General features: G+C 59.0%; 17 protein-coding genes, 1 tRNA gene and 2 rRNA genes. 8 read left to right on the top strand and 12 right to left on the bottom strand.

Annotation, left to right across the window (positions count from 1 at the left end; all coding sequences use genetic code 11):
• Nucleotides 1-21: 21 nt before the first annotated feature.
• The 3 genes from NE851_RS10150 to NE851_RS10140 are packed head-to-tail and all read right to left on the bottom strand — an operon-like array spanning nucleotide 22 to nucleotide 3,922.
• Complete coding sequence (locus NE851_RS10150) at nucleotides 22-1,032, bottom strand: hydroxyacid dehydrogenase (RefSeq protein WP_029733081.1); 1,011 nt, start codon at nucleotides 1,030-1,032, stop codon at nucleotides 22-24.
• The gene (locus tag NE851_RS10145) at nucleotides 1,029-2,885 is read right to left on the bottom strand and encodes a DUF2264 domain-containing protein (RefSeq protein WP_183906591.1); all 1,857 of its coding nucleotides are present in this window, start codon (nucleotides 2,883-2,885) and stop codon (nucleotides 1,029-1,031) included. Before NE851_RS10145 ends, NE851_RS10150 begins: the two co-directional genes overlap by 4 nt.
• 5 nt (nucleotides 2,886-2,890) lie before the next feature.
• Nucleotides 2,891-3,922 carry a LacI family DNA-binding transcriptional regulator gene (locus NE851_RS10140; protein ID WP_029868038.1) on the bottom strand — a complete coding sequence of 344 codons (1,032 nt, stop codon included), beginning with the start codon at nucleotides 3,920-3,922 and terminating at the stop codon, nucleotides 2,891-2,893.
• Nucleotides 3,923-4,067: 145 nt separating this feature from the next.
• Here NE851_RS10140 and NE851_RS10135 point away from each other — a divergent pair, with 145 nt between their 5' ends.
• Nucleotides 4,068-5,354, top strand: a complete 1,287-nt coding sequence (locus NE851_RS10135) for an ABC transporter substrate-binding protein (protein ID WP_127431875.1) — start codon at nucleotides 4,068-4,070, stop codon at nucleotides 5,352-5,354.
• A gap of 154 nt (nucleotides 5,355-5,508) precedes the next feature.
• Here NE851_RS10135 and NE851_RS10130 read toward each other — a convergent pair whose 3' ends face one another.
• The 5 genes from NE851_RS10130 to NE851_RS10110 are packed head-to-tail and all read right to left on the bottom strand — an operon-like array spanning nucleotide 5,509 to nucleotide 10,916.
• Complete coding sequence (locus NE851_RS10130) at nucleotides 5,509-6,477, bottom strand: glycoside hydrolase family 26 protein (RefSeq protein ID WP_183906592.1); 969 nt, start codon at nucleotides 6,475-6,477, stop codon at nucleotides 5,509-5,511.
• A 3-nt stretch (nucleotides 6,478-6,480) separates the two neighbouring features.
• Nucleotides 6,481-7,002 (bottom strand): DUF995 domain-containing protein, encoded by a 522-nt coding sequence (locus NE851_RS10125; protein ID WP_028756230.1) that lies wholly within the window; start codon nucleotides 7,000-7,002, stop codon nucleotides 6,481-6,483.
• A gap of 38 nt (nucleotides 7,003-7,040) precedes the next feature.
• Nucleotides 7,041-8,912, bottom strand: coding sequence for a glycosyltransferase family 2 protein (locus NE851_RS10120; protein ID WP_254960182.1), 1,872 nt, complete (start codon nucleotides 8,910-8,912; stop codon nucleotides 7,041-7,043).
• A complete protein-coding gene (gene galE / locus NE851_RS10115) occupies nucleotides 8,909-9,892 on the bottom strand; it encodes a UDP-glucose 4-epimerase GalE (protein WP_183906594.1) in 984 nt (327 codons plus the stop codon). The genes NE851_RS10120 and galE overlap by 4 nt, the downstream gene beginning before the upstream one ends.
• A gap of 1 nt (nucleotide 9,893) precedes the next feature.
• Complete coding sequence (locus NE851_RS10110; protein WP_028756233.1) at nucleotides 9,894-10,916, bottom strand: UDP-glucuronic acid decarboxylase family protein; 1,023 nt, start codon at nucleotides 10,914-10,916, stop codon at nucleotides 9,894-9,896.
• 388 nt (nucleotides 10,917-11,304) lie between these two features.
• Here NE851_RS10110 and NE851_RS10105 point away from each other — a divergent pair, with 388 nt between their 5' ends.
• On the top strand, nucleotides 11,305-11,625 hold the full coding sequence (locus NE851_RS10105; protein WP_028756234.1) for a hypothetical protein: 321 nt from the start codon (nucleotides 11,305-11,307) through the stop codon (nucleotides 11,623-11,625).
• A gap of 15 nt (nucleotides 11,626-11,640) precedes the next feature.
• Here NE851_RS10105 and NE851_RS10100 read toward each other — a convergent pair whose 3' ends face one another.
• Nucleotides 11,641-12,423, bottom strand: a complete 783-nt coding sequence (locus NE851_RS10100) for a helix-turn-helix transcriptional regulator (protein ID WP_028756235.1) — start codon at nucleotides 12,421-12,423, stop codon at nucleotides 11,641-11,643.
• A gap of 834 nt (nucleotides 12,424-13,257) precedes the next feature.
• Between NE851_RS10100 and NE851_RS10095 the strand changes: the two genes are divergently transcribed.
• From NE851_RS10095 to NE851_RS10070, 6 genes are all read left to right on the top strand, one after another.
• Entirely contained in the window at nucleotides 13,258-14,232 is a 975-nt protein-coding gene (locus tag NE851_RS10095) for a hypothetical protein (protein ID WP_052215224.1), read from the top strand.
• A 146-nt stretch (nucleotides 14,233-14,378) separates the two neighbouring features.
• On the top strand, nucleotides 14,379-16,418 hold the full coding sequence (locus NE851_RS10090) for a hypothetical protein (RefSeq protein WP_127431879.1): 2,040 nt from the start codon (nucleotides 14,379-14,381) through the stop codon (nucleotides 16,416-16,418).
• Nucleotides 16,419-16,443: 25 nt separating this feature from the next.
• Complete coding sequence (locus tag NE851_RS10085; protein WP_183906596.1) at nucleotides 16,444-18,756, top strand: type I secretion system permease/ATPase; 2,313 nt, start codon at nucleotides 16,444-16,446, stop codon at nucleotides 18,754-18,756.
• 5 nt (nucleotides 18,757-18,761) lie between these two features.
• On the top strand, nucleotides 18,762-20,111 hold the full coding sequence (locus tag NE851_RS10080; RefSeq protein ID WP_127431881.1) for an HlyD family type I secretion periplasmic adaptor subunit: 1,350 nt from the start codon (nucleotides 18,762-18,764) through the stop codon (nucleotides 20,109-20,111).
• A 125-nt stretch (nucleotides 20,112-20,236) separates the two neighbouring features.
• Nucleotides 20,237-20,728, top strand: a complete 492-nt coding sequence (locus NE851_RS10075; protein ID WP_028756241.1) for a hypothetical protein — start codon at nucleotides 20,237-20,239, stop codon at nucleotides 20,726-20,728.
• Nucleotides 20,729-20,997: 269 nt separating this feature from the next.
• A complete protein-coding gene (locus NE851_RS10070; protein WP_254960174.1) occupies nucleotides 20,998-22,650 on the top strand; it encodes a GNAT family N-acetyltransferase in 1,653 nt (550 codons plus the stop codon).
• A 183-nt stretch (nucleotides 22,651-22,833) separates the two neighbouring features.
• On the opposite strand, the gene NE851_RS10065 is transcribed toward NE851_RS10070, so the two are convergent.
• The 3 genes from NE851_RS10065 to NE851_RS10055 all read right to left on the bottom strand — a co-directional run bounded on the left by NE851_RS10065 (nucleotide 22,834) and on the right by NE851_RS10055 (nucleotide 26,158).
• Nucleotides 22,834-22,910: transfer RNA gene (locus tag NE851_RS10065), tRNA-Met, on the bottom strand.
• Nucleotides 22,911-23,017: 107 nt separating this feature from the next.
• A 5S ribosomal RNA gene (rrf, locus tag NE851_RS10060) occupies nucleotides 23,018-23,132 on the bottom strand.
• A gap of 211 nt (nucleotides 23,133-23,343) precedes the next feature.
• Nucleotides 23,344-26,158, bottom strand: a 23S ribosomal RNA gene (locus tag NE851_RS10055).
• Nucleotides 26,159-26,409 lie beyond the last annotated feature (251 nt).

Below are 26,409 nucleotides of genomic sequence, written 5' to 3'. Positions count from 1 at the left end.
GCTCGCTCGGCGAGGCGCGCGTCAGGCGATGTTTTCGAGATTCTCCCGGCGGATTTGGTAGAGCAGCGGCCGACCGGCCACGAAGCGCTCGACCTCGTCAGCCGCCATCTCGCCGAGGCGCGCCCGTTCCAGGCCGACGGCGCCGGCAATATGCGGCGTCAGAAAGACATTCGGCAGATCGTAGAAAGCAGAATCGGGCTCAGGGATCTCCGGATCGGTGACGTCGATGACCGCGTCGATGCGGCCGCTCTTCAGCACTGAGAGCAGTGCGGCCTCATCGATAAGAATGCCGCGCGCCGTGTTGATGAGTGTCGCCCCGTCCTTCATCAGCGACAGCCTTCGCGCATCGATCATATGCTGCGTCGAGGGCAGCGACGGCGCATGCAGGGAAACGATATCGGCTTGCCGCATCAATTCGTCGAGCTCGACCTTTTCCGCTCCGAGGCAGGCCGCCTCGGCGGCATCGAGCGTGGGATCGGAGAGCAGCAGCCTGTAGTCGAAGGGTTTCAACAGCTCGATGACGCGCCGACCGATGCGCGAAGCGCCGACGATGCCGACGGTGCGGCGGTAATTTCCGATCGCCTGACGCTGCATCGAATGGGTCCGGTCGCGGTTGCGATCGGCGACATAGAGATCGCGGAAACGGAAGACCCGCTTGCCGGCGAAGATGATCGCGGCAAGCGTGAATTCGGCAACCGGCACGGCGTTGGCCTCGGCCGCATGGCTGACCGGGATACCGGCCGCGAAGATGGCGTCGTCGATGACGCCCTTGACCGTGCCCGCAGCATGAACGATGAGCTTGAGGTGCGGCGCCGCGGTAAGCATTTCGGTCCCGGCATAGGGTCCGCCCCAGCCGGTGATCAGGATTTCGGCCTGGGCCAGCAGACGCCTCGCACGCTCGTCGTCGAAACGCTGCAGCGGTTTAGCGTCCAGCAGGCGGCCGATGCCGTCCAGCCGGCGCAGAACCTCATCCGGCAAGACATGCTCGGTGCGCGACGGCTGCATGGCAAGGACAATCGCCGGATGGCTCATGGCATCTGCCCCGGCGCTTCGATGGCGCTCACCGTCACGCCCCTTTCCCTCACCACGGCCCCCAGCGCCGTAATGTCAGGCGCTTTCGGCGGTCTTGTCCAGGCAGACGAAACGGCAGCGGGATTGTCAAGCCCCAGCACCGCCGTCACCAGGATGGTTTCGCCGGCCGGAATCTGGCCGCGCAGCTGCGGCACGAGGGTTTTCGCAACGATCACATTGGTGTTGGGCATTGCCTTCTGGACGAGCCCGGACCGTTTCACCGAAGAGCCGAGATCGAGAATGCCGGTGAAATCGGCCTCGCCGATTGCATAGGCAACCCCATTCGAGGCGGACAGCCTATCCAGCTCGAAATCCCGGCGACCGATGGCAAATCCGCCTTCGGCAATCCGCAGCGGCCGGCTTGTCCTCACCCGGTGGAGGCGGATATGCCAAGGTACTGCGGGCACGAGCCAGGTTTCGACGCCGACATCCGGGAAAGGCGACCATTTCGCAAAAAGCACGTCGCCTGCGAGCCTGGCCTCCTCGTTCGTTTCGCGCACCCGGTAGTGCAGGCCGTCATCGCTGAAGGCCAGCATCGAGTCGAAGGCGGCGAGCGCAAAGGCACGTTCATCGGCCTCGACGCTGAAGCCGTAGCGGGCGGAATAGGCGAACTTGGCGTATTTTTCCGTGCCGAACCGCATCTGCAGGTTTTCCTGGCCGGAGGACAGCGCCACGACATCGCCGCCCGCCCGCATGATCACCATGCCGGGATGACGCTGGGGAACGACCTCGGGCGCCTGCTCCGGCGCTTTTTCCGTCGCGGTCCAGAACGGATGATCCTCCGCGATCGCCAGCGGCAGGAAGGCCTTGAAGGCCCAATAGGGCGAACCGGCGGAATTGTAGCTTTCCGACATCAGCAGGTTTGGATAGCCGAAACCGATCGACAGCACGCCGTCGCGATCGGCAATCGGCTTGTCCTTCCACCAGCGCAGGTGCTGCAGGCAGAGATGCTTGACCTCACCCCAGGGCAGGGCTTCGACATCGGCAAAGGCAAGCGCCGACCAGAAGCCGGCGCAGGCGAAGCGATAGGTCAGACTGCGGCCGAAGGGGATCGTCGCCCCGTCAGCGGCGAACCAATGCCGGAAATCCCGGGCAAAAAGGATCGCGCGCTCGCGATAGCGCTTTGCATAATCGTCGTCGACGAGCTTCGAATAGATCAGGCCATAGAAATGCATGGCAAAGGGAATGTAATGGTCGATGCGGCGCACGTTGCCGTCGCGATACCAGCCGTCGCCGATATAGAAGCCTTCGAGTTCCTGCAGATATTGCCGCGTCAGGCTGCGGTCGAAATCGGCGCCGAGACGATCGAGCGCGATGTCGACGAAAATCCGGAAGAATTTCCAGTTGTTGTCGGCATAGTCGAACTGCCTGACATGCTTGAGATAGGCGATCACATTGCCGCGGGCACGCGCATCGAGCGGTTCCCAGATCTTTTCCGGTACCAGCGCCAGGGCAAAACCGAGAGCGGCAAGCTCGACCATCCGCTGATCGCGGCCATTGACCGTTCCCCAATATTCGGGATGGGCGGGATCGGTGCCGTTTGCGAGGCCTTCGGCGAAACGATGCCAATGGGCAAAGTCGCCGTTGCCGGCACCAAGCGGCGCCAATCCCCAGAGCGGCCGGGCGAAGCCTTCGAGGTCGGCCGCCGCCCGGTCGAAATGGGCGGCGGTGCCGCTCAACCTGACGCGGGCATTGTCCTTCGAAAAGCAGGGAAGCAGCGGATCGAACAGATCAAGGAGGGCGCGGCTCATATCGGCACGGGTTTCGAGCGGATTGCCTGCGAGCGGGTTGGCGCTGGCGGGATCATAGGTCATCGGCGTCACTCACGGGGTTCGACGTTCACAACGGTCCCTCCCGGAACGGGAACGACTGCCTGGCAGATGTGGCGCGCCGGTGCCGTCCTGTCGCGGAAACGGGACAGCATCAGCGAAACGGCCTCGCGCCCGAGGGCGGCGCGGTCGACGCGCATGGTGGAAAGCTGCGGATTGGTCATCAGCGCGCAGGGCAGATCATCGAAGCCGACGATCGCGAAATCTTCCGGCACGCGCAGACCGGCTTCGGTGACCGCCTCGAGCACGCCGACGGCGATGAAATCATTCATGCAGAAGGCGGCGGTGAAACCGGCATTTTCGGCAAGGATCGCAGCCGTGTGTTCATGGGCCTCGCGGCTGGCGCTGCCCTGCAGCGTCATGGACACAAAACGGCCCTCGGCACCGGGGACGGCGGCGATCGCCGCCTCGAAACCGCGCACGCGCTCCCGGATCGTATGGCGGTGGGAGCCGCTCAGATGCAGGATGCGGCGATGGCCGGCCTTGGTCAACCGGCTGGTCGCCTCATAGGCTCCAAAGAAATTAGCCGGCGAAACGCCATCGAACTGCATCCTGGGATCGGTGCCGTTGACAAGAACGGTCGGCGTCATGCCGGCTTGCAGCCAGCCGCGCAACATCTCGTTCGGATCGATGCCGACGAGGAAGAGACCTTCGGCGCCTGCCGCCTGCATATGGTCGCGCACGGCATCCGGCGTGGTGCGATCCTCCCGGACCAGCCGGACCTCGAACGGCATGCCTGCGTCGACGGCTCCGGCACGCAAGCCGTCGACGATCGCTTCATAGAAAACGCTGAGACCGCCCGTGACGCCGTCGCTGGCAATCAGCGCCAGCCCCCCGGCAACGGCTTCGGAAGCCGGCTTGACCGGATAGCCGTGCTCGGCCGCCACCTTCAAGATCTGGCGGCGAACGGTTTCGCTGATACCAGGTTCGTTGGCAAGCACGCGCGACACCGTGGAGACGGAGACGCCGGCCAATGTGGCTATATCGGCCTGACGCGGCCGTCTGATCTTTTGGTCGTTCATAGGCAAACATTATGCAAGTTATGCAAATTTGCAAGAAAATGATTACTTCTTGCAATAAATATTTTTTTGCGTACCCTGTTTGCCGAAATGCCCCGACAGGCCATTGGAGGATGGCAGCGGGGCATATTGGGACAAGGAGGATATCATGCAGGTCAATCGCCGTTCATTCCTGATGGGTTCAGCCGGTGCGGCCGCCGGCCTCGCCTTCGGCGCCGGAAGCGCCATTCCGGCCTTTGCCGAAGACGCGCAGCTCAGGGCCATGTGGTGGGGTTCCAACGACCGCGCCAAGCGCACGCTCGATGTCGCCAAGCTCTATCAATCCAAGACGCCCGGCGTCACCATTGTTGGTGAATCGCTTTCGGGCGACGGTTACTGGACGAAGCTCGCAACGCAGATGGCCGGCCGCTCGATCGCCGACATTTTTCAGCTCGAGCCGGGAACGATTTCCGACTATTCTAAGCGCGGCGCCTGCCTGCCGCTCGATGAATTCGTCCCCTCGACGCTGAAGGTCGACAGCTTCGGCGCCGACATGCTGAAGCTGACCACCATCGACGGCAAGCTCTATGGTGTCGGCCTCGGTCTCAACTCCTTCTCGATGTTCTTCGACACGGTCGAATTCGAGAAGGCAGGCATCCCGCTGCCGACGGCCGACCTCACCTGGGATGAGTATGCCAAGCTCGCCGTAGAACTCGCCAAGTCCTCGGGCAAGGGCGGCGGCCCCTATGCGGCGCGCTACGCCTATGTATTCGACGCCTGGCTGCGCCAGCGCGGCAAAAGCCTCTTTGCCAGGGAAAGCGCTGGGCTCGGCTTCACGGCCGACGATGCCAGGGAATGGTTCGACTACTGGGAGAAGCTGCGCAAGGCGGGCGGCACCGTTGCTGCCGACGTGCAGACGCTCGATCAGAATACCATCGATACCAATTGCCTCGGTCTCGGCAAATCGGTGATCGGCATGGCCTATTCCAACCAGATGATCGGCTATCAGTTGATCATCAAGAACAAGCTCGGCATCACCATGCTGCCGCGCGAAAAGAAGGGCGGTCCATCCGGCCATTATTACCGTCCGGCACTGATCTGGAGTGTGGGCGCGACGAGCAAACAGGGCGAAGCCGCCGCGAAGTTCATCAGCTTCTTCGTCAACGATCCCGAAGCCGGCAAGATTCTCGGTGTGGAACGCGGTGTGCCCATGTCAACGACAGTGCGCGAAGCCATCCTGCCGCAACTCAACCCGACGGAGCAGGAAACGGTCAAGTACGTAAACCTGCTCAAGGATCAGGTTGGCGAATATCCGCCGCCGGTGCCGATGGGCGCAACCCAATTCGACCAGCGGGTGCTTCGCCCCATCTGTGACGAACTCGCCTTCGAACGGGTCTCGCCCGCCGACGCGGCAACCCGGCTCATCGAAGAGGGTAAGGCAACGATCAAAGGCTGATCTGTTGCCGGATATGAGAGGAGAGGCCCGCAAAACCCCGGCGGGCCTTTCTGTTTTATGCTAGAGAATTTCCGTTTTCACAGAAATGCTATAGTTTTTTTCACGCAATTCCGGACGCAAAACCGCTACACACTTTTGCTGGAATTGCGTGGTGTCAGTTGCCCAGGCTTTCAACCACGCGCCAATCCGGCCGGCCGAGATCGAAGGGCCAGGCGTGCACATCCCGATCGTTGAAATAGACCACCTCCTGCAGATTCGGGAAGGCGCTCTGCTTCAACGTGGCAGTTTCGATCCACGGCTTCATATAGGCGTCGCCACCTTGATAACCGAGTTCCGCCACCCAGATGGGCTTGCCGTAGCCGGCGACGAGATCATAGCCCTGCTTCAACGCTTCCGAGAACGTGCGGTGCTCATTGTGGGCAAGCTCGTCATAGCGCTGCAGGCCGAAGACCGAGAGTCCGACGAGGTCGACATAATCGTCGCCGGGATAATAGGCCTCGAGGCCGGGCAGTCCCTTCGGCGACCACATGATCTGTGTGCCGGGCGCCTCCTCGCGGACGATATCCATCATCCGCTTGTAGGCCGTGATATAGTCCTGCGGGCTCCAGCCGGACCATGAGAACCGCCCCGACTTGTCTTCCATCTCCTGCCCCCAGCGGACAATCACCGGGCTTTTCAGCTGGGATATCATCTGCGTGATCGCACGCATGTTGACATCGTAGTCGCCGCGCAGGACCTTTGCGCGAAGCTGAGCGGAGGTCAGCCGCCAATCGACGTCCCAGGACCAGGGCTCCACTGTTATCAGCAGGTTGCGGCCTCTGGCCAGCGCATAGGCGTCGGCGACGCGCAAGGTTTCGAGGTCGACGTCCTCCCAGGGCAGGAACAAGGCTTCGGTCGCGACATTCGCCTGCGCGCCGAAATCGCCGTGCGGATCATAGGCCCCGAACTTGATGCCGTCGGCATGAAGGACGGGGCGTTTGTCGATGATCGTCCGCACGGCCGCCGCCGGGTTCGGGACAATGCCGGCATATTGCACCTCGCTTCGGCTCGGCAGATCCGCGACACACAATAACAGCAGCGCCATCGCGGCGGTCGAGAGGTGGTTTTTCATTAGCTTCTTCATGGCTCACCCTCCTTTTCGGGCTACTTCCTGGCTCAGCAGGATCTGCTTCAGTTCGCTTGCCTTCGCGCTTACGGTATCGGCGGCAACAAGCTTCCCGAACTCATCGTCCTGGCGCACCGATGCATGGCGGAAGACGTACCACTCGCCGCTCGGCTGGCGCCGCTGATAGATCGTGTTGCCGACCTTGCGATGCCCGAAACAGGTGCTGGCGCGGGCCGCGCCCTCGGCATTCGTCCAGGTAGCGCGCATGCAGAGCTGGCCGAGATCGTCGACCACCCATTTGCCTTCGGCGAAAGACGGTTTCCCCTTGTCGTTGCTCCAGGCGACGAACCGCCGACCATCGTCGAAGAAACGGCCGCCTCCGGTATTCCAGGTCCAGGTCTTGTCGCCGTAGATCCGATAGAGCTCATAGGCGCTCAGCGGCGTCGGCGCCTTCGTTTTGGCGATCTCGGCGCCGTGCGCCGCCACCGGCAGACACAGGCTGAGAGCAAGCGCTGCTCCCCATAGTCTCGATCCGATACTCATTACATCCTCCATACTCGACACTTGCCGGTTCCGCCGGCTTACACACCACGTTCGTCTCGGTCGGTTCTGCCGAAACCATTCCATCTCAAGTGGAATTTCACTATCCTGGTCTTGCCGCCGCCGAGGCCGGCCCCGGCCACGGCAAATTGCGATTGGGTAAAACTGACGAGCGTCTGGCCGTGGGAAAGGGCCTCGAGGCTGTGCAGACCATGGGTACCCGCTTGCATGCCGCCGGTGATGCAGATCGCAAACCCCATGGCCGTCGCAAGCCACAGCCCGCGTGATTGCGGCCGTAATGGCAGATCGTTCTCGATTGCGTGGCGAATGACGATCAGCACCGTCAGTGACAGATAGATCGAAAGATTCATCGCCGCGAAAATATAGAAGCCCTGAGCGGCAGCGGCCTCACTGGCGAGCACCATCGCGACAGCGCACATCCCGGCGAACGCGATATAGGGTGCGATGACGCGCAGCGGCAGCAACTGCTGCTGCTGCCTTCCCTTCGGCGTGATGCGAAAATCGACGAAGGAGCCGCAGATATGATCGCGAACGGCCGCCAGGCTGCCGGCCAGCGACCATGGCCAGCGCAGGAATATGAAGGCAAGCCCTTCCCAGCCGAACAGTTTCGCATCATAGGGCCGGAAGGTCGCCGTGGCCCGCCAGAAGAAGGCAAACAGCGTCAGCACGATCGAGATCGGCACGAAATGCAGCAGGAATTCCGGATAGGTCACATTGACGAAGACATGGCCCGTCAGAAGCGCGGCAACCGGCAGCAGGAACATTACGGCCATAAAGGCGGAAAAGAGCGGATACCACAGCTGCGAGAACACGAACTGGAACCGCAGCCGCCAGGGCAGGTGCATGACATGGTGGCGGGAATGTTGCAGCAGAATGGTGACGAGGCTGCGCGACCACTGGAATTCCTGGACGACGAGATCGGCGAAGTTTGCCGGGCCGTCGCCATGGGCGATCGCATCGACGGCATGCACGCCGCGCCAACCGCCGGCATTCATCATCAGCGTCGTCGAATGGTCTTCGGCAAGTTCGGGACCGAGGCCGCCGATCTGACGAAGGGCTGATGTGCGAACCGCATAGTGGGAGCCGATGCAAAGAGGCGCCCAGCCATTGTTGTAACCGGTCTGCAGCGAACCATGCAGGCTTGCCTCCGCATAGAGCCTGCCGCGCGCCGCCCAGCTTGCCCCGGCGTTGGCATCGCAGATGCTGGGAGCCGAGACATAACCGACCTCAGGATCGGTGAAGGGGCACAGGATTTCACGGAGATAGGTCGGCGTCGGTACATGGTCGGCATCGAACTGGGCGACGAAATCGTAGCGCTCATAGCCGAAGTGGTCGTAGAAATAGGCAAGGTTGCCTTCCTTGCAACGTGTGCGACGCGGCCAGATGGTGCGATGATACTCCGCCACGCCCTTTCGGGTGGAGATCAGTACGCCGTGCGCCGCACACCAGCGCCTGGTTTCCTCCGAAGGGTCCTCGTCGGCCAGCCAGACATCGAAATCGACGCCAACCTGGTCGAGCATCGCCTGCAGCGTGGCGCGGACGACGGCAAAGGGCTCGGACGGCGCCTTGGTGACGACCATTGCCACCCGCCCTTCCGGCAGCCGTGCGTGCGGGCTGATCGTCCTCGCATCGAGGAAGATCAGGATGAAATAGGCCGGCACCAGCGTAATCCAGGCAAGCACGAGGGTGATGAGCACGAAAGCCGCCCAGGAAATGATATGGGCGGACTGGCACCACCAGATCCAGAAATAGCCGAGCGACGCCAGCCAGCAGAGGATGCCGAAGCCATAGGCGACGCGGTTCCAGCCGGTGAAAACAGGATCGAATGCATCGGCCGCGGTGGCGGCTTTCGCCATGCCGACGCCGTGGCCAACTTGCGAAGCGTCGCTCATGCGGTCATCTCCAGTCCGAAGGTGGGACCGGCGGTGCGGATGATCGTATCGATATCCGAGAAAACCGGCACGAAGCCGAGTTCCGCCTTTGCCCTTGCCGTGTTGGCAAAGAGGATCGGCGGATCGCCGATGCGGCGGGAGCGATAACGGACGGGAACTTCGCGGCCGCTCGCGCGACGGATCGCTTCGAGAATCTCGCGCACCGAGGTGCCCCGGCCGGAGCCGAGATTGACGCTGAGCGAGCCGCCGTCCGCCATCAGGTGGTTGACGGCGGCGAGATGCGCCTGCGCCAGATCGCTGACATGAATATAGTCGCGAACACAGGTTCCGTCCTCGGTCGCATAATCGGTGCCGAAAATATCGAGCCGCTCCAGCCTGCCGGCGGCGGCGAGAAGGGCGCGAGGAATGAGATGGGTTTCGGGGTCATGGCGCTCGGCAAGCTCACCGTCCGGATCGGCTCCGGCCGCATTGAAATAGCGCAGCGCGGCAAAGCGGATGCCATAGGCAGCGGCAAAATCCTCGAGGGCCATCTCGAAGATCAGCTTGGTGCGCCCATAGGGATTGACCGGTAACCGCGGGCTTTCCTCTCGTATCGGCAAGGAGTCGGGAACGCCATAGGTGGCGCAGCTGCTCGAAAAGACGATCCGGTCGATATCCTGGTCGAGGCACGCCTCGAGCAGCGTCAGACTGCCGACGACGTTGTTGCGGTAATATTTCCTCGGCATGTCGACGGATTCGCCGACATAGGCATTGGCGCCGCAATGGATAACGCAATCGGGCGAAAACTCTGCGAGAGTCCGGCGCAGCATGGCGGCGTCGGCAAGCTCGCCCCGAATGAGGGGGCCCCAGCGGACACTGTCGGCATGTCCCGTCGACAGATTGTCGTAGGTAACCGGGGTCATGCCGGCGCGCGACAGCGCTTTGCAGATATGACTGCCTATGAAACCGGCACCGCCGGTAACCAGAATGTAGCGGGGCATCTCATACGATCTCCGCCTTCTCTGTGCCCGCCAGCAGTCCGTCGAAATAGTCGACGCTGCGAGCCAGACCGGTTTCGAGCCCGATGCGGGGCTGCCAGTCCAGCTCTGCCATGGCCCGGGAAATATCCGGCCGCCGCTGACGAGGGTCGTCGGCGACCGCAGGCAGGTGGACGATCCGCGAACGGGAATTCGTCAGGTCCCGAATGATTTCCGCCAGGCGGCGAACGGTGATTTCGGTCGGGTTGCCGAGGTTGATCGGACCGTTGCAGGCGCTGCCGGCAGCCGAAAAACGCAGGAAACCCTCGATAAGATCATCGACATAGCAGAAAGAACGGGTCTGCTCGCCATCGCCATAGATCGTCAGGTCGGCATTGCGCAGGGCCTGCACGATGAAATTGGAAACAACCCGCCCGTCGTCCAGGCGCATGCGTGGCCCGTAGGTGTTGAAGATGCGGCCAACCTTGATGTCGACGCCGTAAGTCCTGTGATAGTCGAAGAACAGGGTTTCGGCACTGCGCTTGCCTTCGTCGTAGCAGCCGCGCGGCCCGATCGGGTTGACGTTGCCGCAATAGGATTCGTGCTGCGGGCTGTGGGTCGGGTCGCCATAGACCTCCGACGTCGACGACTGAACGACAATCGCACCGGTCTTTCGCGCACAGTCCAGGGTGTTGACCGCACCGAGCACGTTGGTGAGCAGCGTTCCCACAGGATCCCGCTGATAATCCGGCGGAGAGGCGGGAGAGGCGAAATTGAAGATGAGTGACGCGTCGATATCGAAGGGCTGGCGAACATCGTGCTCGACGATGTGGAAGCGGCTATTCGATAGAAGGTGATCGACATTCACACGGCGGCCGGTCGAAAAATTATCAAGGCATATGACCTTGTGGCCGCGCTGCAGAAGCCTTTCGCAGAGATGAGAGCCGAGGAAGCCGGCCCCACCATTCACAAGGACGGTGCGCGCGCCTTGGGGCACCGGCATGCCTGACACTTGAGAATAGCCGTCGTTGGGAACGAAACTACGCATTACAAACTCCTTCCCATGTTTTTAGTCTTTTGATTTGGGTATGCCCGTCATATCTCCCTTATCCGCCTTGATATTCATTATTATGACTATCAAGTTTGAATAACTTTCTGAGTTATTCTTCGGATAACTGAATTAGTATTTCAATGATAAGTCTATTGCCGACAAGGTCAACTTTAAAAATTCTAGATATCCAAAATAATTACGCAAATATTCTTCAAAGTAACAATTGATTAATCACTCCGGACACTTTTCCGCCGCAACGCCTATCATCCATTGCTTAAGCTTCACGCAATGAAACTAATATAGAACGGACGGCGTGCAGCTTGGCCGCGCTTGACCGCACGGCCGGTCTTGCATCGGGGAGCGCGATATGCGAGGGGTTTTGGCCATGTTGAAAAAGCAAGATGTAGCGCAGCTGAAAGGCTGGCGTCTTCGCTCGACAATGTTTGTCTGGGGAATGGCGCTTCTAGCGACCGGGCCGACGGCCTGTACGGCCGTCGATGACGATATCGCCGTCGTCGCGAAAAAGAATGTCGTCGTGGTCGAGGCACCGCGTGTCTCGAAGGCCTATGCTTATCCGGCAAGCCGGACCGAGCGCCGGGCTGCGGCAACGGTTCGCACCGTCGCCTATCACGGCTCAGCGCCTTATATCTGCTCTCCGAGCGGCTTCGGACAGAAGTCGCGCTGCTTTGCGCGTCCTTCGATCTGAAATAAAACCATTAGATCAATTGCGCCACCGGCCGGACATGTCGTCTTCGCCGACGGGATGCTCATTGAAGAAGCGCGATGCCGCTTCGGTGCGGTTTCGGACGTTCATCTTCTTGTAGATGTTGCGGACGTGAACCTTCACGGTGTTTTCGGAAAGATGCAGCTTGTCGGCGATGATCTTGTTCTGCGTCCCCTTGCAAATGAGGTCCAGGATCTGAACCTCCCGGGTTGTCAAAGCGGAGATGCTGTCACGTCTCAGCTTGAGCGCATTGCTGCGCGCCACATCGACCGATTTTGTCTGATAGAGCGAAGGTTCCAGCTGGGCATTCTTGTTGGTCAGACGATTGAGAAGCGCTGACGGAAAATGTTCGCCGCCCTTCATCAGCAGATCCACTGCGGCCATGAAGACATCGAGCCGGAGATTGAGCGGCAGGACACCATCGATGATCCGTGCCTCGACCAGCCGGCTGACATAGGGTTCGAGCATGTCGATCGCTTCAACGACGAGCCCGATTGAGGTTTCGGGGTGGTTTTCGCGGGCAGCCTGCAGCGCTTCATGAAGCTCCGGGGCGGGTATATGGTAAAATAAAACGAGCTTTATATCGCTGGTGTCTTTTTCCAGCATCGGATTTGTACTCGCTATACTTGTCACTTCACAGTTCGGAAATTTCTTTGCGAGCGCCTCTACCATGCACTCTGAAAACAGATCCGCCTTGGCCACCACTAGTATAGTATTTCCGGACGAACCCAACTTCCTTCCCTGGTCCGCATTCTCCATTCCTGAGCCTGTCATGAACATATACGCCTCCCCTAGCGTTACACTTTACTCAAACGTGGAGCGATGGCGGGTATTAAATAGTATGAAATGCCGGCCCCTGATGTCACCGCTTTATTTTTTAGACATTTCTTAATTATGTTAATACGGATTGAGAAGGAAGGAAATGGCCCAAAGTGATTAGTTTTCGCGGACGAAAAACGATACGTTACAATGCTTTGGTTGTATTTTCACTGCGATAGATACTTCAAGGTTATATTTGTCGTGACTATAGATGATCGACTGAATGTAATATTTCAGTACAAATTGTCATATTTTCGTCATGCGGGGATGCACCGGGATGAGGCAGAGACGTGTCGAAAGTCGCCTCTCAACCCAGCCGCGAATGCCGGGCGTCCCGCATTCCAGCTGCTCAGCAACATCGATTCCGACAAGGTCTTAACGCTCCCGCGACGGGGTTATCCGGACGTGGCAGATCCGCCTTAGCCCGAATTGATATCTATCGGATCCGTATTTTTTCCACCAATCTGTGGTCGTCGTCCAAGTGGTGACATGGAAGAGCTATGTATCTGCATGCCTTTTTGATGCATGACTTCCATTTATGGCAACTCAACTAAAAGAAAACCTGAATACTCCTTATCCTCTTCAGGATAGGGAGTCGGATATGTGCGGCATTGTACTGAGTACGTGCGTTCCCAATACTATCGATTTGATCAACAAGTCGCGACAAACCCGCAGATGACTAGTATCGAATACATCTGCCGATGTTCACCGCATCGGAGCGAGCGCGAGCAAAATCCCATTTGAGATGAGAGGGATTTCGAAAAGCTGCTCCGGTTTTTTTCTGGAGTAACTGCAATGTCTGACGACTATAAGCCCCCGAAATCTTCGGGCGACGAAACCGAAATCACGAAGGTCGGGGCTCTGGCCGACGGCTTTGCAAACAGTGCTGTCAATTCAACTGAAGTCGACGACGGCTCGACCGGTTATGTCGGCGTCGCCAATGGCGACAATCGCGACAATACGGACAACAGCGTCGACGTCGACGTTAAGGCCGAAATCTCCGCCAGCAATGGCGACAACCGTGACAACGACTATGACTGGAGCTACAAGTCCGACGACGATACGAGCGTCAAGACCACGACGATCACCGACACCGACACCAAAACCGATTACGACTGGAGCTATGACAGCAAGTCGTACAGCGACAACGACACCGACACCAAGACGATCACGGATACCGACACGAAGACCGTGACCGACACCGATATCAAGACCATCACGGATACGGATACCAAGACGGTCTCCGACAGCAACAACACCTCCGACAGCTTCAACAAGACGGACACCGACTTCGCCGTGATCGAGGACGTCAAGGACTTCGACAACCTCGGCGTTGCCGGCCACGACCTCACCTTCAATCTCGGCGACGACTTCTCCTTCACGCTCGACGTCGACAGCATCCTGAACAATTCGCTGTCCGGCGAGGGCAATGACAGCGGCTTCAGTGCCGTCCAGGCAAACCATCTGGCCGACCAGGACCAGGCCTGGAACATCAAGATGGACAATGGCGGCGCCGACAACCACCTGAAGGCGGACGCCGGTCACGCCGACAGTGCCGAAGGCATTGAGATGGACGGCAAGGGCTGGGACCTCAAGGCGGGCGACGATGCCAGCGGCTCGAGCACGGCCGATGCTTCGGCAGTCCTTGCCAATTCCGGCTTCCACCTCGAGCTCGTTCAGGGTGCGAACCTGCTCAGCAATACAGTCGACTCCAGCGTCATCGGCGGCAATTCTCATGTCTCCGACGTCGGCGAGGATACCGGCACCTGACACTGACCTCCAACGACCAAGACGAACTGCACCGGCTCCGGCCGGTGCAGTTTGACTGCTTGAAAACGGTTTGACGACCACACCACGGCTCCCAACGAGGGGCGCCTGATAAGGCCGATCGTCATTTCGAATGGGAGGGCCGAACCATGCATATCGAGAAGATTTCGGAAATCATTGCGCATTTCATCGGTGTCTTCGAGATGACGATCGACGAGATGAGGTTGCGCACCAATTATGCCGAAGGGGCAGGACCCGGCGCGGATGGACCGGCTCTGCCGGATCAGGATGCCTTTACCGCCGCCTTTTCTTCCGATTTCCAGCTCAAGGACTACGATCCGGGCGTCATTTACCAAAGCGGCAGTTACGAGATCGAATATGGTCCGACGCGCCATGTGGGCCGCGTCCTCGAAGAAAGCCTTGAGAAGCTGGCGGCGATCGCCGCAAAGGACATCCCGCTACCGCATTTCGGCGATCCTACGGATATCGTGCTGTCGGATGAGCCGGAACTGACCGTCTTTGCCGGGCCCGGCTCGGCTATCAGCCATGTCCTTCAGGTCAACGTTCTCTACGACGACGACTATCTCGACATGACGAATGGCATCCATGCGCCTCGCGACACGAGTTTCGTCATCGAACGGCTCGCGGATTTCAGCGCCAAAGCCGAGATCTTCACGCCTTTTTCGAGCCTGCACCGGATTGATACCTATGATGGCGCGCTGAAGATTGCCGAGGATATCGAAACCTATATCCAGAATGCCCAGAATACCGAGGACAGCGGAACAACCTCGCTCAGCACCGACCCGACGCATCATTTCGTCACCACCGATCTGGTGGGCGACGACCCCATCATCTATGTCAATGGCGAACGTCAAGCCGACATCCCCGTCCTCGACGACTTCCTGCCCGACCGCGGTCTCGCCAAGCTCCAGGAAGAAGCTGACGACAGCAATTCATCCGTCGAGCAGACAGATCCCAGCGGCAACAGCCTTGATGTGACCGCCGGCGCAAATTTCGTGGTCAACATCGCCTCGGTGATCAATACCGGCGTCATCACCTCGGTCACCGCTGTCATGGGCAATTACCACCAGATCGACGCGGTCTCCCAGGCCTTCGTCTACAGCGACAATGACGAGATCGCCTCGACGCTGCGCTCATCCGGCCATTCGGCCGAGGAGGCGGGAACGATCGCCAAGAATATCGCCGTCTTCGAAAACAGCACCTTCGCAGCATCGAGCCACGCCGACACCGATGCTGCCGACCCGACATTCCCGAACAGCTGGCGCGTCAACGTCATCGATGGCGACGTCTCCTTCGTACAGTGGATCGAGCAGTATCACTTCATCAGCGACAACGACACGATGACGGTCACCACCTCGGGATCCGAAGCCACGGTTCTGACGGGTGGCAATACCTCCATCAACTTATCCTCCTTTTTCGGGATGGGCATGCAGTATGACCTGGTGATCATCGGCGGCAATGTGCTCGACATCAACAGCATCACGCAGATCTCGCTGCTCTACGACAATGACTGGGTGCGGGCGGAAGACGGCGTCGATCCGGGCGCCGACATCCAGACCGGCAACAACCTGATCTGGAATTTCGCCTCGATCCACAATGTCGGGACGGGCACCCCGTTCGAGGCCATGCCGGACTATATGATCGAAGCGCAGAAGGCGATCGAAGATCGCGATCCCAATATGCCGGAGGGGCTGTCGTTCGATGTGAATTTTCAGGGATATGCCGGCCTCAACGTGCTCTACATCACCGGCAATCTCTACGACATGACGATCATAAAGCAGGTGAGCATCCTCGGCGATTCCGACGATGTGACCCAGGCGGCGGCGACGCTCCTCGGCAACAATCCCGATGCGACGGTGACGATCGACACTGGCAGCAATGCGGTCATCAACATCGCCGAGATCGTCGACTACGACAGTTTCGGCCAGACCACCTATCTGGCAGGCCAGCTCTATTCAGACGCCATCCTCATTCAAGGCGGGCTGGTGGAGCATGATGCGACGCAGCCGCAGTCAGCCGACGACAGGCTCGCCAACGAAGTCATCGCCTTTCTCGATGACGACGATCCCACGGGCGGCTGTTCCGCCGATGGCGTCATCAATGCCGGGCATGATCTTTCATGGTCGTCGGCGCACCCCGCCGACGTAATGCAAGCCATGGTCGCGTGACCTTAAGTATTGCGAAGGAACCACGATGAACCAGATTTCGAAACAAGTTTTTGCAGCAGGCAGCGCTCTCGATCTGAGGTCGGGCAATATTCCCTCCGCTGCCCCTTCGGAAACGGCGCCGGCCAATCTGTGCATCTCTGCGATCGACGAGGCGGTCGAGAACCTTCGCAGGCTCAGCGGCGCCGCTGCTTCATCGACCGAAGGCGGCAAGAAGACGGCCGAAGTTGCAGTACGCGAGGCTGCCGCTATGGCGCGCGAAGACACAGCGCCGCCACCCTCTGCGCAAAAGGTGGTGATGCCGGAAGCCTCGCCGAAACCTTCGGCCGCGGAAACGGCGCCTTTCGCCGGGGTGGTGCAGGCCCCGGCCACAGCAAAACCGGCGGAAGCGCCCGCCCAACCGCAGATCGAAGCGCGGGCGGCGCCTGAACTGCCGAAAGAGACGACCGAGCTCAAATCGAACCCGACGATGCCCTTCGGCAAGACGATCGAAGGCGAGGGCGGTCCGATCAGCGAGAATGACAGACGGCTGCGCACCGGCGGCGGCGGAACCGGCAAGGATTCCGATCCCGGTGGCGGCGCGGGCGGGGGCGGGGGAAGTGGCGGCGGTTTTCACAAGCGCAGTGAGCCTGTGAATTTCGCCGCCAGCCTCTCGCGCGGCATGGCGGCGGTCCGACGCAACATGGCTGTGGTCATGATGTTCACGATCGCCATCAACGTGCTTCTGTTGGCGATCCCGCTCTATCTCTTCCAGATATCCGACCGGGTGCTGACCAGCCGCTCCATCGACACGCTCGTCATGCTTTCGATCGCCGTGCTCGGCGCCGTGCTGCTGCAGGCCTTCATGGATTCGGTGCGGCGCTTCATCCTGATGCGCACCGCGGTGGAGCTCGAAGTACAGCTCGGCGCGCCGATCCTCAGCGCTGCGGCGAGGGCGTCGCTGCATGGCAGCGGCAAGGATTATCAGACGCTGCAGGACCTGCAGCTGCTGCGCGGCTTCGTGACGTCAGGCACGCTGATCGCATTTCTCGATGCGCCGCTGATGCCGTTCTTCGTGGTCGTCGTCTATTTCGTGCATCCGCATCTCGGCATCATCATCATGGTCTGCTGTGCGGTGCTTTTTTTCATCGCCTATCTCAATCAGAAATTCACCGCCCGGCAATTCGCCGAATCCAACGGCTATCTCAGCCGGGCGAATTTCCATCTCGATTCCATGTCGCGCAATTCGCAAATCATCAACGCCATGGCGATGATCCCCGAGGCGGTGAAGATGTGGGGCCGGGAAACGGCGGGCTCGCTGAAATCGCAAGTCGAGGCTCAGGACCGCAACATTATCTTCTCGGGCATATCGAAGGCCTGCCGCATGATTACCCAGGTTACCCTGCTCGGCTGGGGCGCGCATCTGTCGCTCGCCGGAGAATTGACGGGCGGCATGGTGATTGCGGCCTCGATCATTTCGGGACGCGCGCTGGCGCCGATCGAAGGCGCCATCGAAGGCTGGCACCAGTTCAACCGGTCGGCAGCCGCCTATGGCAGGATCAAGGGACTGCTGTTGAACTCTCCCTTGAACTTCCCGCGCCTGCGCCTTCCCAATCCGGAAGGCCGGCTCGATGTCGAGCGCATTCTCTTCGTGCCGCCGCCACAGAAGAAAGTCATTCTCAACGGCATCTCCTTCTCGCTCAGGAAGGGGGAATCGCTTGCGATCATCGGCAATTCCGGATCGGGCAAGACGACGCTCGGCAAGATGCTCGTCGGCTCGATCGTTCCGACATCGGGAAATGTGCGCCTCGATCTGATGGATCTGCGCAACTGGGATCAGCGTCAGTTCGGCGAAAGCATCGGCTACCTGCCGCAGGACGTGCAGCTCTTTCCCGGTACGATCAAAGCCAATATCTGCCGCATGCGCGACGACGTCGACGATCATCAGATCTACGAGGCAGCAGTGCTCGCCGACGTGCACGAGCTCATCGCAAGCTTCCCGCAGGGCTATGAAACCATCGTGGCGGCAGACGGCGCTCCGCTTTCGGGCGGCCAGAAGCAGCGCATCGCGCTTGCCCGCGCCTTCTTCGGCAATCCCAAATTCGTCGTTCTCGACGAGCCGAATTCGAACCTCGATACCCAGGGCGAGGCAGCGCTTGCCAAGGCGCTGATCCACGCCAAGAAGCAGGGCATCACCACGGTCACCATCACCCAGCGCCCCGCCCTTCTCCAATGCGTCGACAAGATCCTCGTGCTCAAGGAGGGCACTGTCGCCATGTTCGGGGAAAGGATCGAGGTGCTGCAGGCGCTTTCCAAGAACAACGGCAATAACGGTCAACAAGCACCGCGTATCGAAGGGTGAACGACATGGGACGCAAAAATCGGGAGACATCAGGCCCGGCGCAGCTCGAATGGTATAGCGACGTGCCGCGCTCGATCCGCGTGCACTGCATCGTCGGCCTGACGGTTCTCTTCACCTCGTTCGGCGGGTTCGGCTTCTGGGCTGCGACGGCACCGCTTGCCTCGGCCGTCATTGCCCAGGCGAGCTTCGTTGCGACCGGCAACAACAAGATCGTCCAGCATCTGGAAGGCGGCATCATCAAGGAGATGCGCGTCAGCGAGGGCGACACGGTGAAGGAAGGCGACGTCCTGCTGACCCTCGACCCGACAGCATCCCGCTCGAACGAACGGATGCTGCAGCTTCGGCGCCTGCGCCTGGAAGCCGTCGTCGCAAGGCTCCGTGCCGAAGCGCAGGGCCTGCGGGAATTCCAGGTTCCCGATATCGTCATGAAGGAAGCAAGCGATCCAGACATCAACGCGATCATCCAGAGCCAGAACGTCGTCTTCCACAGCAAGCAGATCAAGCTCGAAGAGCAGCTCAATCTGATCGAGAAAAACATCAAGTCGCTGGAATACCGGTTCGGCGGCTATAAAGGCCAACGCGAATCCTTCGAGAGACAATTGGCGCTGCTGACCGAGGAACGCGATTCCAAGGCGCGACTGGTCAAGGTCGGCTATATGCGCAAGACGGATCTCCTGGCAATCGAACGGGCGATCGCCGATGCGATGGGCGATATTTCTCGCCTGAACGGCGAGCTCAACGAGAGCGAGGCGGAGATCGCCAAATTCCGCCAGGAAGCCATCATCGCCGTCAACTCCAACAAACAGGCGGCACTCGATGCGCTCGAAACCGCCGAATCCGATCTGGACAGCGTGCGCGAACAGATGCGCGAGGCTGCCGGCGTGCTCGAACGCACCACCATCCGCTCACCGGTGACGGGCACAGTGGTGCGCTCCTATTTTCATACCGCCGGCGGCGTCATCACGACCGGCAAGCCGATCATGGAAATCCTGCCGGCGCATGTGCCGCTGATCCTGGAGGCGCAGGTGCTGCGTACCTCCATCGATCAGCTGCACGAGGGAGAAACGGCCTCGATCCGCCTGACGGCGCTCAACCGGCGCACGACGCCGGTGCTGCAAGGCAGGGTCTTCTACGTTTCGGCCGACTCGATCGAGGAAAGTTCCGGGGTCTCGGTCAAGGACGTCTATATCGTCCGCGTCGAAATACCCGATTCCGAGATTTCCCGGGTGCACAATTTCCATCCCGTTCCCGGCATGCCAGCAGAAGTGCTGATCCAGACGTCGGAACGCACCTTTTTCGAATATCTGAGCAAACCAATCACCGACAGCATGTCACGGGCTTTCAAGGAACGCTGATCACTCGCAATCAGGCAGGGAGCGGTCCGGCAATATGACGGCCTCGTCCATTGTTCTGATATAATGTCGGCACGTATCATCCCCTTGGGGATGGGTCGTCCCCTCAGGGGGAGAAAGGGTAGAGCATGGCGGCGATGTCCGATGTCCTGTTGCGGGTCGGCCGCCTGAACTATGTCTGGACGAATACCGAAAGCCTGCTGATCTACATCATCGCCCATCTTCTCCGGGTCGAAAAGGATGCGGCGATCGTGGTGTTCCTGACGCTCAATACGACGCGCGCCCGGATCGATCTCATCGAACGGCTTGCCAAGCTCGCTTCGACCTCAGCTTCCGACCGGAAGGCGATCCTTTCAGCCATGTCGCGGCTGAAGAAGGAATCCAAGACACGCAACAAATACAATCACTGCATCTATTCCTTCGACGAAAAGGGAGAGATCTCCAGCACGCAGCTGATGCGGCTGGTCGAGGACGACAAGGAGATCCGCTATGGCAAGATCGAGCAGATGGACGCGCGCGAGCTCGACCTTCTGGAAAAGTCGATCGCCGAAATCGTCGCCATCAGCCGGACGCTCTGGGCCTTCATCCATGCGAGCCCGAGGATCGCCGGCGAGCTCTGAGTAACTCTTACGAGTATCTCTTTCCAAAACCGTTGCACACTTTCGGGCGAGATAGATTGAAGCGTCGCATTCGACAGGGGCATCGCGCTCTATGTCTTTGAATTGATATGTGATCTTTACTGAAAACCGACTTCGATTTTGGGTTAAGCGCCGGCTCAGGACTAATCATATTTAAGCCCTGCAAATCATCCGGACGGTTTATTTGAAGATCGGTGTTTCCCATTAGAATGAAACCTCCCGAGTGACGTATGGGGTATTGGGGGGCGGACATGCGCATAGATGTTATCGACACTATTGCCGGGTTCGAGGCGCTACGCGACAACTGGGATCGGGTCTTCATGGAAGATCCCGACGCGCAGCATTTCCTCTCCTGGATCTGGCTGAAGAATTATCTCTCTCGCCGGCGCCGCTGGTTCATCCTTGCCCTTCGCGAGCGCGATCCCGCAGCACCTTATGTCGCCTTCTTTCCGCTGCGCCTCATCACCCATCTGAACGAGAAGACCGGGCTCTTCTACGACGAAATCATAATGGCCGGGAATTTTGCGGCCGATTACACCGGCTTCATCGTCAGGCCGGATTACGAGCATCATGCCATTGCCGGTTTTGCTTCGTTTATCAAACATCAGAACTGGACCGATCTGAAGATCGAATATTTCAGCGGCCCAGCGGGCCGGCGTGAGAAGATGATCGAGGCGCTGCAAGGGCCGGAGGTGATGTTTCGCGACAGCTCGCCGATGAACAGCGAGAACATCGACAACACGATCTGCCCGATCGTCCCGCTGCCGGCAAGCTTCGACGATTATCTCGAACAGCGCATGAGCAGCCAGACACGCCAGAAGCTCCGGCGGTTCCTGCGCAAGGTCGAAGGCGACGATATCTACCGGATCACCATGGCAACCCCCGAGACCATCGATCGCGACCTCAACATCCTCTTCAATCTCTGGCGGACCAAATGGAGCGCCCGCAAGGGTGCGGAGCGGACCGAGCGGCTAATCGTCACCACGCGCGAGATGCTGATGGACTGCTTCAACAGCGGCAATCTCGACGTGCCGGTCTTGTGGTACGGCGACCAGCCGCTCGGCGCGCTGGCGAATATCGTCGACCGGCAGAAGAAGGCCATCCTCTTCTATATCACCGGCCGCGACGAGAACTGGAAGACGCCGTCTCCCGGCCTTATCCTGCATGGCTACTGCATCCGGCGGGCGATCGAGGACGGTTTCAAGACCTATGACTTCCTGCGCGGCAACGAACCTTACAAATATATGTTCGGGGTAGAGGAACGGCGGATCAGTTGCACCCTGTTCCGCACCCGCAACGGCCAGAACCTGCATGGCGTGCTCAACCCGCGCAGCATTCGCTTCGTCTATGAACAGGCGCTCGATATGTACCGCAACGGCGCCCGCGGTAAGGCGGAGATTGCCTTCAACCAGGTCCTGCAATCGGCTCCCGGCCATACCGGCGCGGAATTCGGCCTTGCCAATCTGCTGTTCGACCGCGGCAAGCTGACGGAGGCACTGACTGCCTACAACGCGCTCACCGAGCGAGCGCCCGATCCGACACCGATCCAGATGCGGCTTGGCGACACGCAGCTTGCCCTGCATCAATACGACCAGGCCGCAGAGACTTTCCGCCAGGTCGGCGAGATCGGGCCGCATCTCATCCAGGCGCATTACAAGCGCGGCATCGCCCTTACTGCCAGCAGACGGCTGGCTGAAGCAGAAGCCGTCTTCGCTGCGATCCAGGGAGTGCATTCGGACGATCCGGCCGCACTGGATTATGCCGCCAAGGCAAGTGCGGCGCTTGAACGCATTCGCGAATGTGCCGAGCCGGCGGCCCGCAAGACGGACATCGTGCCGGAAACCATCGCCCGCTGGAACCGGGGACGGCAGCTCAGCGAACGACGCCGACCGCGTCTGCATTGAGGACGTTTTGCCATGGTGCGGAAAGGCGGTCCGACGGTTCCGACACGACACATTTTCCGTTTCCACGCTGCCATCGGCTCTGGGGCGAGTGCTGAAGCCTTGGCTTAATTCCATCTGGAAACGCCAAAAGCCCGCACGAGGCGGGCTTTTTGTATCAGTGTGTATGGCGGTCTGTGTGAGATTTGGTTGCGGGGGCAGGATTTGAACCTGCGGCCTTCAGGTTATGAGCCTGACGAGCTACCGGGCTGCTCCACCCCGCGAGATATAATTTAACACAAAAGGCCGCTTTATGGGCGGCCCTTTTGTCTCGGCTATGGGCCGTTTGGCGTGATTGAGAAGATTGATTGATATAAGTTGCGCTTTGCAGACCTGGCAGCGACCTACTCTCCCGCGTCTTAAGACGAAGTACCATGGGCGCAGGGGCGTTTCACGGCCGTGTTCGGAATGGGAACGGGTGCAGCCACCCCGCCATAACCACCAGGTCGGCAAAGCGCAACTTATTGATTTGAGAAGCTGGTACACTGAGTGACTAGTTAGTGACTAGTCGGTCGTGGTTTGTTTTGAACACGTCTTTTGAGGCTTGTGAGGGCAGCCGCGAGAGTTTTCACTGCTCACTACTGCCTATTCACTACTCACTTCATCGATCCGGACGAAGGCAAAGCCTTCGCCGGGGGATGAGCATAGTCAATGAGAACGATCAAGCCAATCGAGCTATTAGTACCGGTAAGCTTCATGCGTTGCCGCACTTCCACACCCGGCCTATCAACGTGGTCGTCTTCCACGGCTCTGATAGGGAATACTCGTTTTCAGGTGGGTTTCCCGCTTAGATGCCTTCAGCGGTTATCCCGTCCATATATAGCTACCCTGCTATGCCCTTGGCAGGACAACAGGTCCACCAGAGATATGTCCATCCCGGTCCTCTCGTACTAGGGACAGATCCTGTCAATATTCCTACACCCACGGCAGATAGGGACCGAACTGTCTCACGACGTTCTGAACCCAGCTCACGTACCGCTTTAATTGGCGAACAGCCAAACCCTTGGGACCTGCTCCAGCCCCAGGATGCGATGAGCCGACATCGAGGTGCCAAACAACCCCGTCGATATGGACTCTTGGGGGTCATCAGCCTGTTATCCCCGGCGTACCTTTTATCCGTTGAGCGATGGCCCTTCCACGCGGGACCACCGGATCACTATGACCGACTTTCGTCTCTGCTCGACTTGTCAGTCTCGCAGTCAGGCGGGCTTATGCCATTGCACTCGACGACCGATTTCCGACCGGTCTGAGCCCACCATCGCGCGCCTCCGTTACTCTTTCGGAGGCGACCGCCCCAGTCAAACTACCCACCATACACTGTCCCGGACCCGGATGACGGGCCGCGGTTAGACATCCATGACGATAAGGGTGGTATTTCAAGGATGGCTCCACGGAAACTGGCGTCCCCGCTTCAAAGCCTACCACCTATCCTACACATGCCGACACGAATGCCAGTGTAAAGCTATAGTAAAGGTGCACGGGGTCTTTCCGTCTGACCGCAGGAACCCCGCATCTTCACGGGGAATTCAATTTCACTGAGTCTATGTTGGAGACAGCGGGGAAGTCGTTACGCCATTCGTGCAGGTCGGAACTTACCCGACAAGGAATTTCGCTACCTTAGGACCGTTATAGTTACGGCCGCCGTTTACTGGGGCTTCGATTCAAAGCTTGCACCTCTCCTCTTAACCTTCCAGCACCGGGCAGGCGTCAGACCCTATACGTCGTCTTGCGACTTCGCAGAGCCCTGTGTTTTTGATAAACAGTCGCTACCCCCTGGTCTGTGCCACCCCATCATACTTGCGTAAAATGGGGTCACGCTTCTTCCGAAGTTACGCGTGCAATTTGCCGAGTTCCTTCAACATAGTTCTCTCAAGCGCCTTGGTATACTCTACCTGACCACCTGTGTCGGTTTCGGGTACGGTCTATACGGTGGAGCTATTTCCTGGAACCGCTCCGCTGCCCTGATAATCCAATAAACCAGAACAACTTGTGCAATCCGTCACTACCACCAGGCCCACGAATATTAACGTGGTTCCCATCGACTACGCATTTCTGCCTCGCCTTAGGGGCCGGCTAACCCTGCTCAGATTAACTTTAAGCAGGAACCCTTGGTCTTTCGGCGAGAGGGTCTCTCACCCTCTTTATCGTTACTCATGTCAACATTCGCACTTCCGATACCTCCAGGAGCCCTCACAGGTCTCCCTTCATCAGCTTACGGAACGCTCCGCTACCACTTGCGATTGCTCGCAAATCCTCAGCTTCGGTGCATGGCTTCAGCCCCGTTACATTTTCGGCGCAAAGACCCTTATTTAGACCAGTGAGCTGTTACGCTTTCTTTAAATGATGGCTGCTTCTAAGCCAACATCCTGGTTGTTTTGGGATCCTCACATCCTTTCCCACTTAGCCATGACTTGGGGACCTTAGCTGGAGGTTAGGGTTGTTGCCCTTTTCACGACGGACGTTAGCACCCGCCGTGTGTCTGCCGAGTAGTACTCCCCGGTATTCGGAGTTTGGTTAGGATCAGTAAGACGGTGAGTCCCCATAGCCCATCCAGTGCTCTACCCCCGGGGGTATTCGCTCGACGCTCTACCTAAATAGATTTCGCGGAGAACCAGCTATTTCCGAGTTTGATTGGCCTTTCACCCCTAGCCACAAGTCATCCCAATCTATTGCAACAGATGCGGGTTCGGTCCTCCAGTTGGTGTTACCCAACCTTCAACCTGCTCATGGCTAGATCACTCGGTTTCGGGTCTAATGCAACAAACTAAATCGCCCTATTCAGACTCGCTTTCGCTTCGCCTACACCTACCGGCTTAAGCTTGCTTGTTACACTAAGTCGTTGACCCATTATACAAAAGGTACGCCGTCACCCTTGCGGGCTCCGACTGTTTGTAGGCATCCGGTTTCAGGTTCTATTTCACTCCCCTTGTCGGGGTGCTTTTCACCTTTCCCTCACGGTACTTGTTCGCTATCGGTCATGCACGAGTACTTAGGCTTGGAGAGTGGTCTCCCCATGTTCAGACAGGATTTCTCGTGTCCCGCCCTACTCTAGGACAATCGTGATATCTACGCGTACGGGGCTGTCACCCACTACGGCCGCACTTTCCAGAGCGTTCCACTTTAATCACAATTGCCACTGGCCTGGTCCGCGTTCGCTCGCCACTACTTGCGGAGTCTCGGTTGATGTCCTTTCCTGCAGGTACTTAGATGTTTCAGTTCCCTGCGTTCGCTTCTTACACCCTATGTATTCAGGTGTAGATACCTTATCACAATGCTTGGAAACCACTCGGGTTGCCCGGCCAGAGGCCAAACAACCAGAATGATTTTCCAAGCATTTAAGGTGGGTTGCCCCATTCGGAGATCCATGGATCAAAGCTCATTCGCAGCTCCCCACGGCTTTTCGCAGCGTATCACGTCCTTCATCGCCTGTGCATGCCAAGGCATCCACCAAATGCCCTTACGACACTTAATCGTTCTCATTGCCAATGCTCATCATCTCGTTGCCCGCTTCAAAGAAACGGCAACAGACCGGGTTACCTTTTACAACCCAGTCAATCCAACAATGCCATCGACGTGTTCGACAGGTCTGCTTTATTGGAGCTACGCCGAGCAGCCCACTTGCAGCCTGTCTTAAGACCAGCTTCTCGAGATTGAATCCGATACCGCGCGGTCAGGCAACGGTAATCCGATCGTCCGTCAGATGCAGTCCGAAGACTGCAAACA

The organism is Rhizobium anhuiense bv. trifolii (assembly GCF_024346605.1).
Lineage (GTDB): Bacteria > Pseudomonadota > Alphaproteobacteria > Rhizobiales > Rhizobiaceae > Rhizobium > Rhizobium anhuiense.
The sequence above is the reverse complement of the archived record's forward strand: the minus strand, read 5'-3'. Positions and strand labels throughout refer to the sequence as shown.

Coding starts and splice junctions, on each gene's coding strand:
- NE851_RS10150 (WP_029733081.1), bottom strand. CDS start 1,032: ATGAGCCATCCGGCGATTGTCCTTGCCATGCAGCCGTCGCGCACCGAG.
- NE851_RS10145 (WP_183906591.1), bottom strand. CDS start 2,885: ATGACCTATGATCCCGCCAGCGCCAACCCGCTCGCAGGCAATCCGCTC.
- NE851_RS10140 (WP_029868038.1), bottom strand. CDS start 3,922: ATGAACGACCAAAAGATCAGACGGCCGCGTCAGGCCGATATAGCCACA.
- NE851_RS10135 (WP_127431875.1), top strand. CDS start 4,068: ATGCAGGTCAATCGCCGTTCATTCCTGATGGGTTCAGCCGGTGCGGCC.
- NE851_RS10130 (WP_183906592.1), bottom strand. CDS start 6,477: ATGAAGAAGCTAATGAAAAACCACCTCTCGACCGCCGCGATGGCGCTG.
- NE851_RS10125 (WP_028756230.1), bottom strand. CDS start 7,002: ATGAGTATCGGATCGAGACTATGGGGAGCAGCGCTTGCTCTCAGCCTG.
- NE851_RS10120 (WP_254960182.1), bottom strand. CDS start 8,912: ATGAGCGACGCTTCGCAAGTTGGCCACGGCGTCGGCATGGCGAAAGCC.
- galE (WP_183906594.1), bottom strand. CDS start 9,892: ATGCCCCGCTACATTCTGGTTACCGGCGGTGCCGGTTTCATAGGCAGT.
- NE851_RS10110 (WP_028756233.1), bottom strand. CDS start 10,916: ATGCGTAGTTTCGTTCCCAACGACGGCTATTCTCAAGTGTCAGGCATG.
- NE851_RS10105 (WP_028756234.1), top strand. CDS start 11,305: ATGTTGAAAAAGCAAGATGTAGCGCAGCTGAAAGGCTGGCGTCTTCGC.
- NE851_RS10100 (WP_028756235.1), bottom strand. CDS start 12,423: ATGTTCATGACAGGCTCAGGAATGGAGAATGCGGACCAGGGAAGGAAG.
- NE851_RS10095 (WP_052215224.1), top strand. CDS start 13,258: ATGTCTGACGACTATAAGCCCCCGAAATCTTCGGGCGACGAAACCGAA.
- NE851_RS10090 (WP_127431879.1), top strand. CDS start 14,379: ATGCATATCGAGAAGATTTCGGAAATCATTGCGCATTTCATCGGTGTC.
- NE851_RS10085 (WP_183906596.1), top strand. CDS start 16,444: ATGAACCAGATTTCGAAACAAGTTTTTGCAGCAGGCAGCGCTCTCGAT.
- NE851_RS10080 (WP_127431881.1), top strand. CDS start 18,762: ATGGGACGCAAAAATCGGGAGACATCAGGCCCGGCGCAGCTCGAATGG.
- NE851_RS10075 (WP_028756241.1), top strand. CDS start 20,237: ATGGCGGCGATGTCCGATGTCCTGTTGCGGGTCGGCCGCCTGAACTAT.
- NE851_RS10070 (WP_254960174.1), top strand. CDS start 20,998: ATGCGCATAGATGTTATCGACACTATTGCCGGGTTCGAGGCGCTACGC.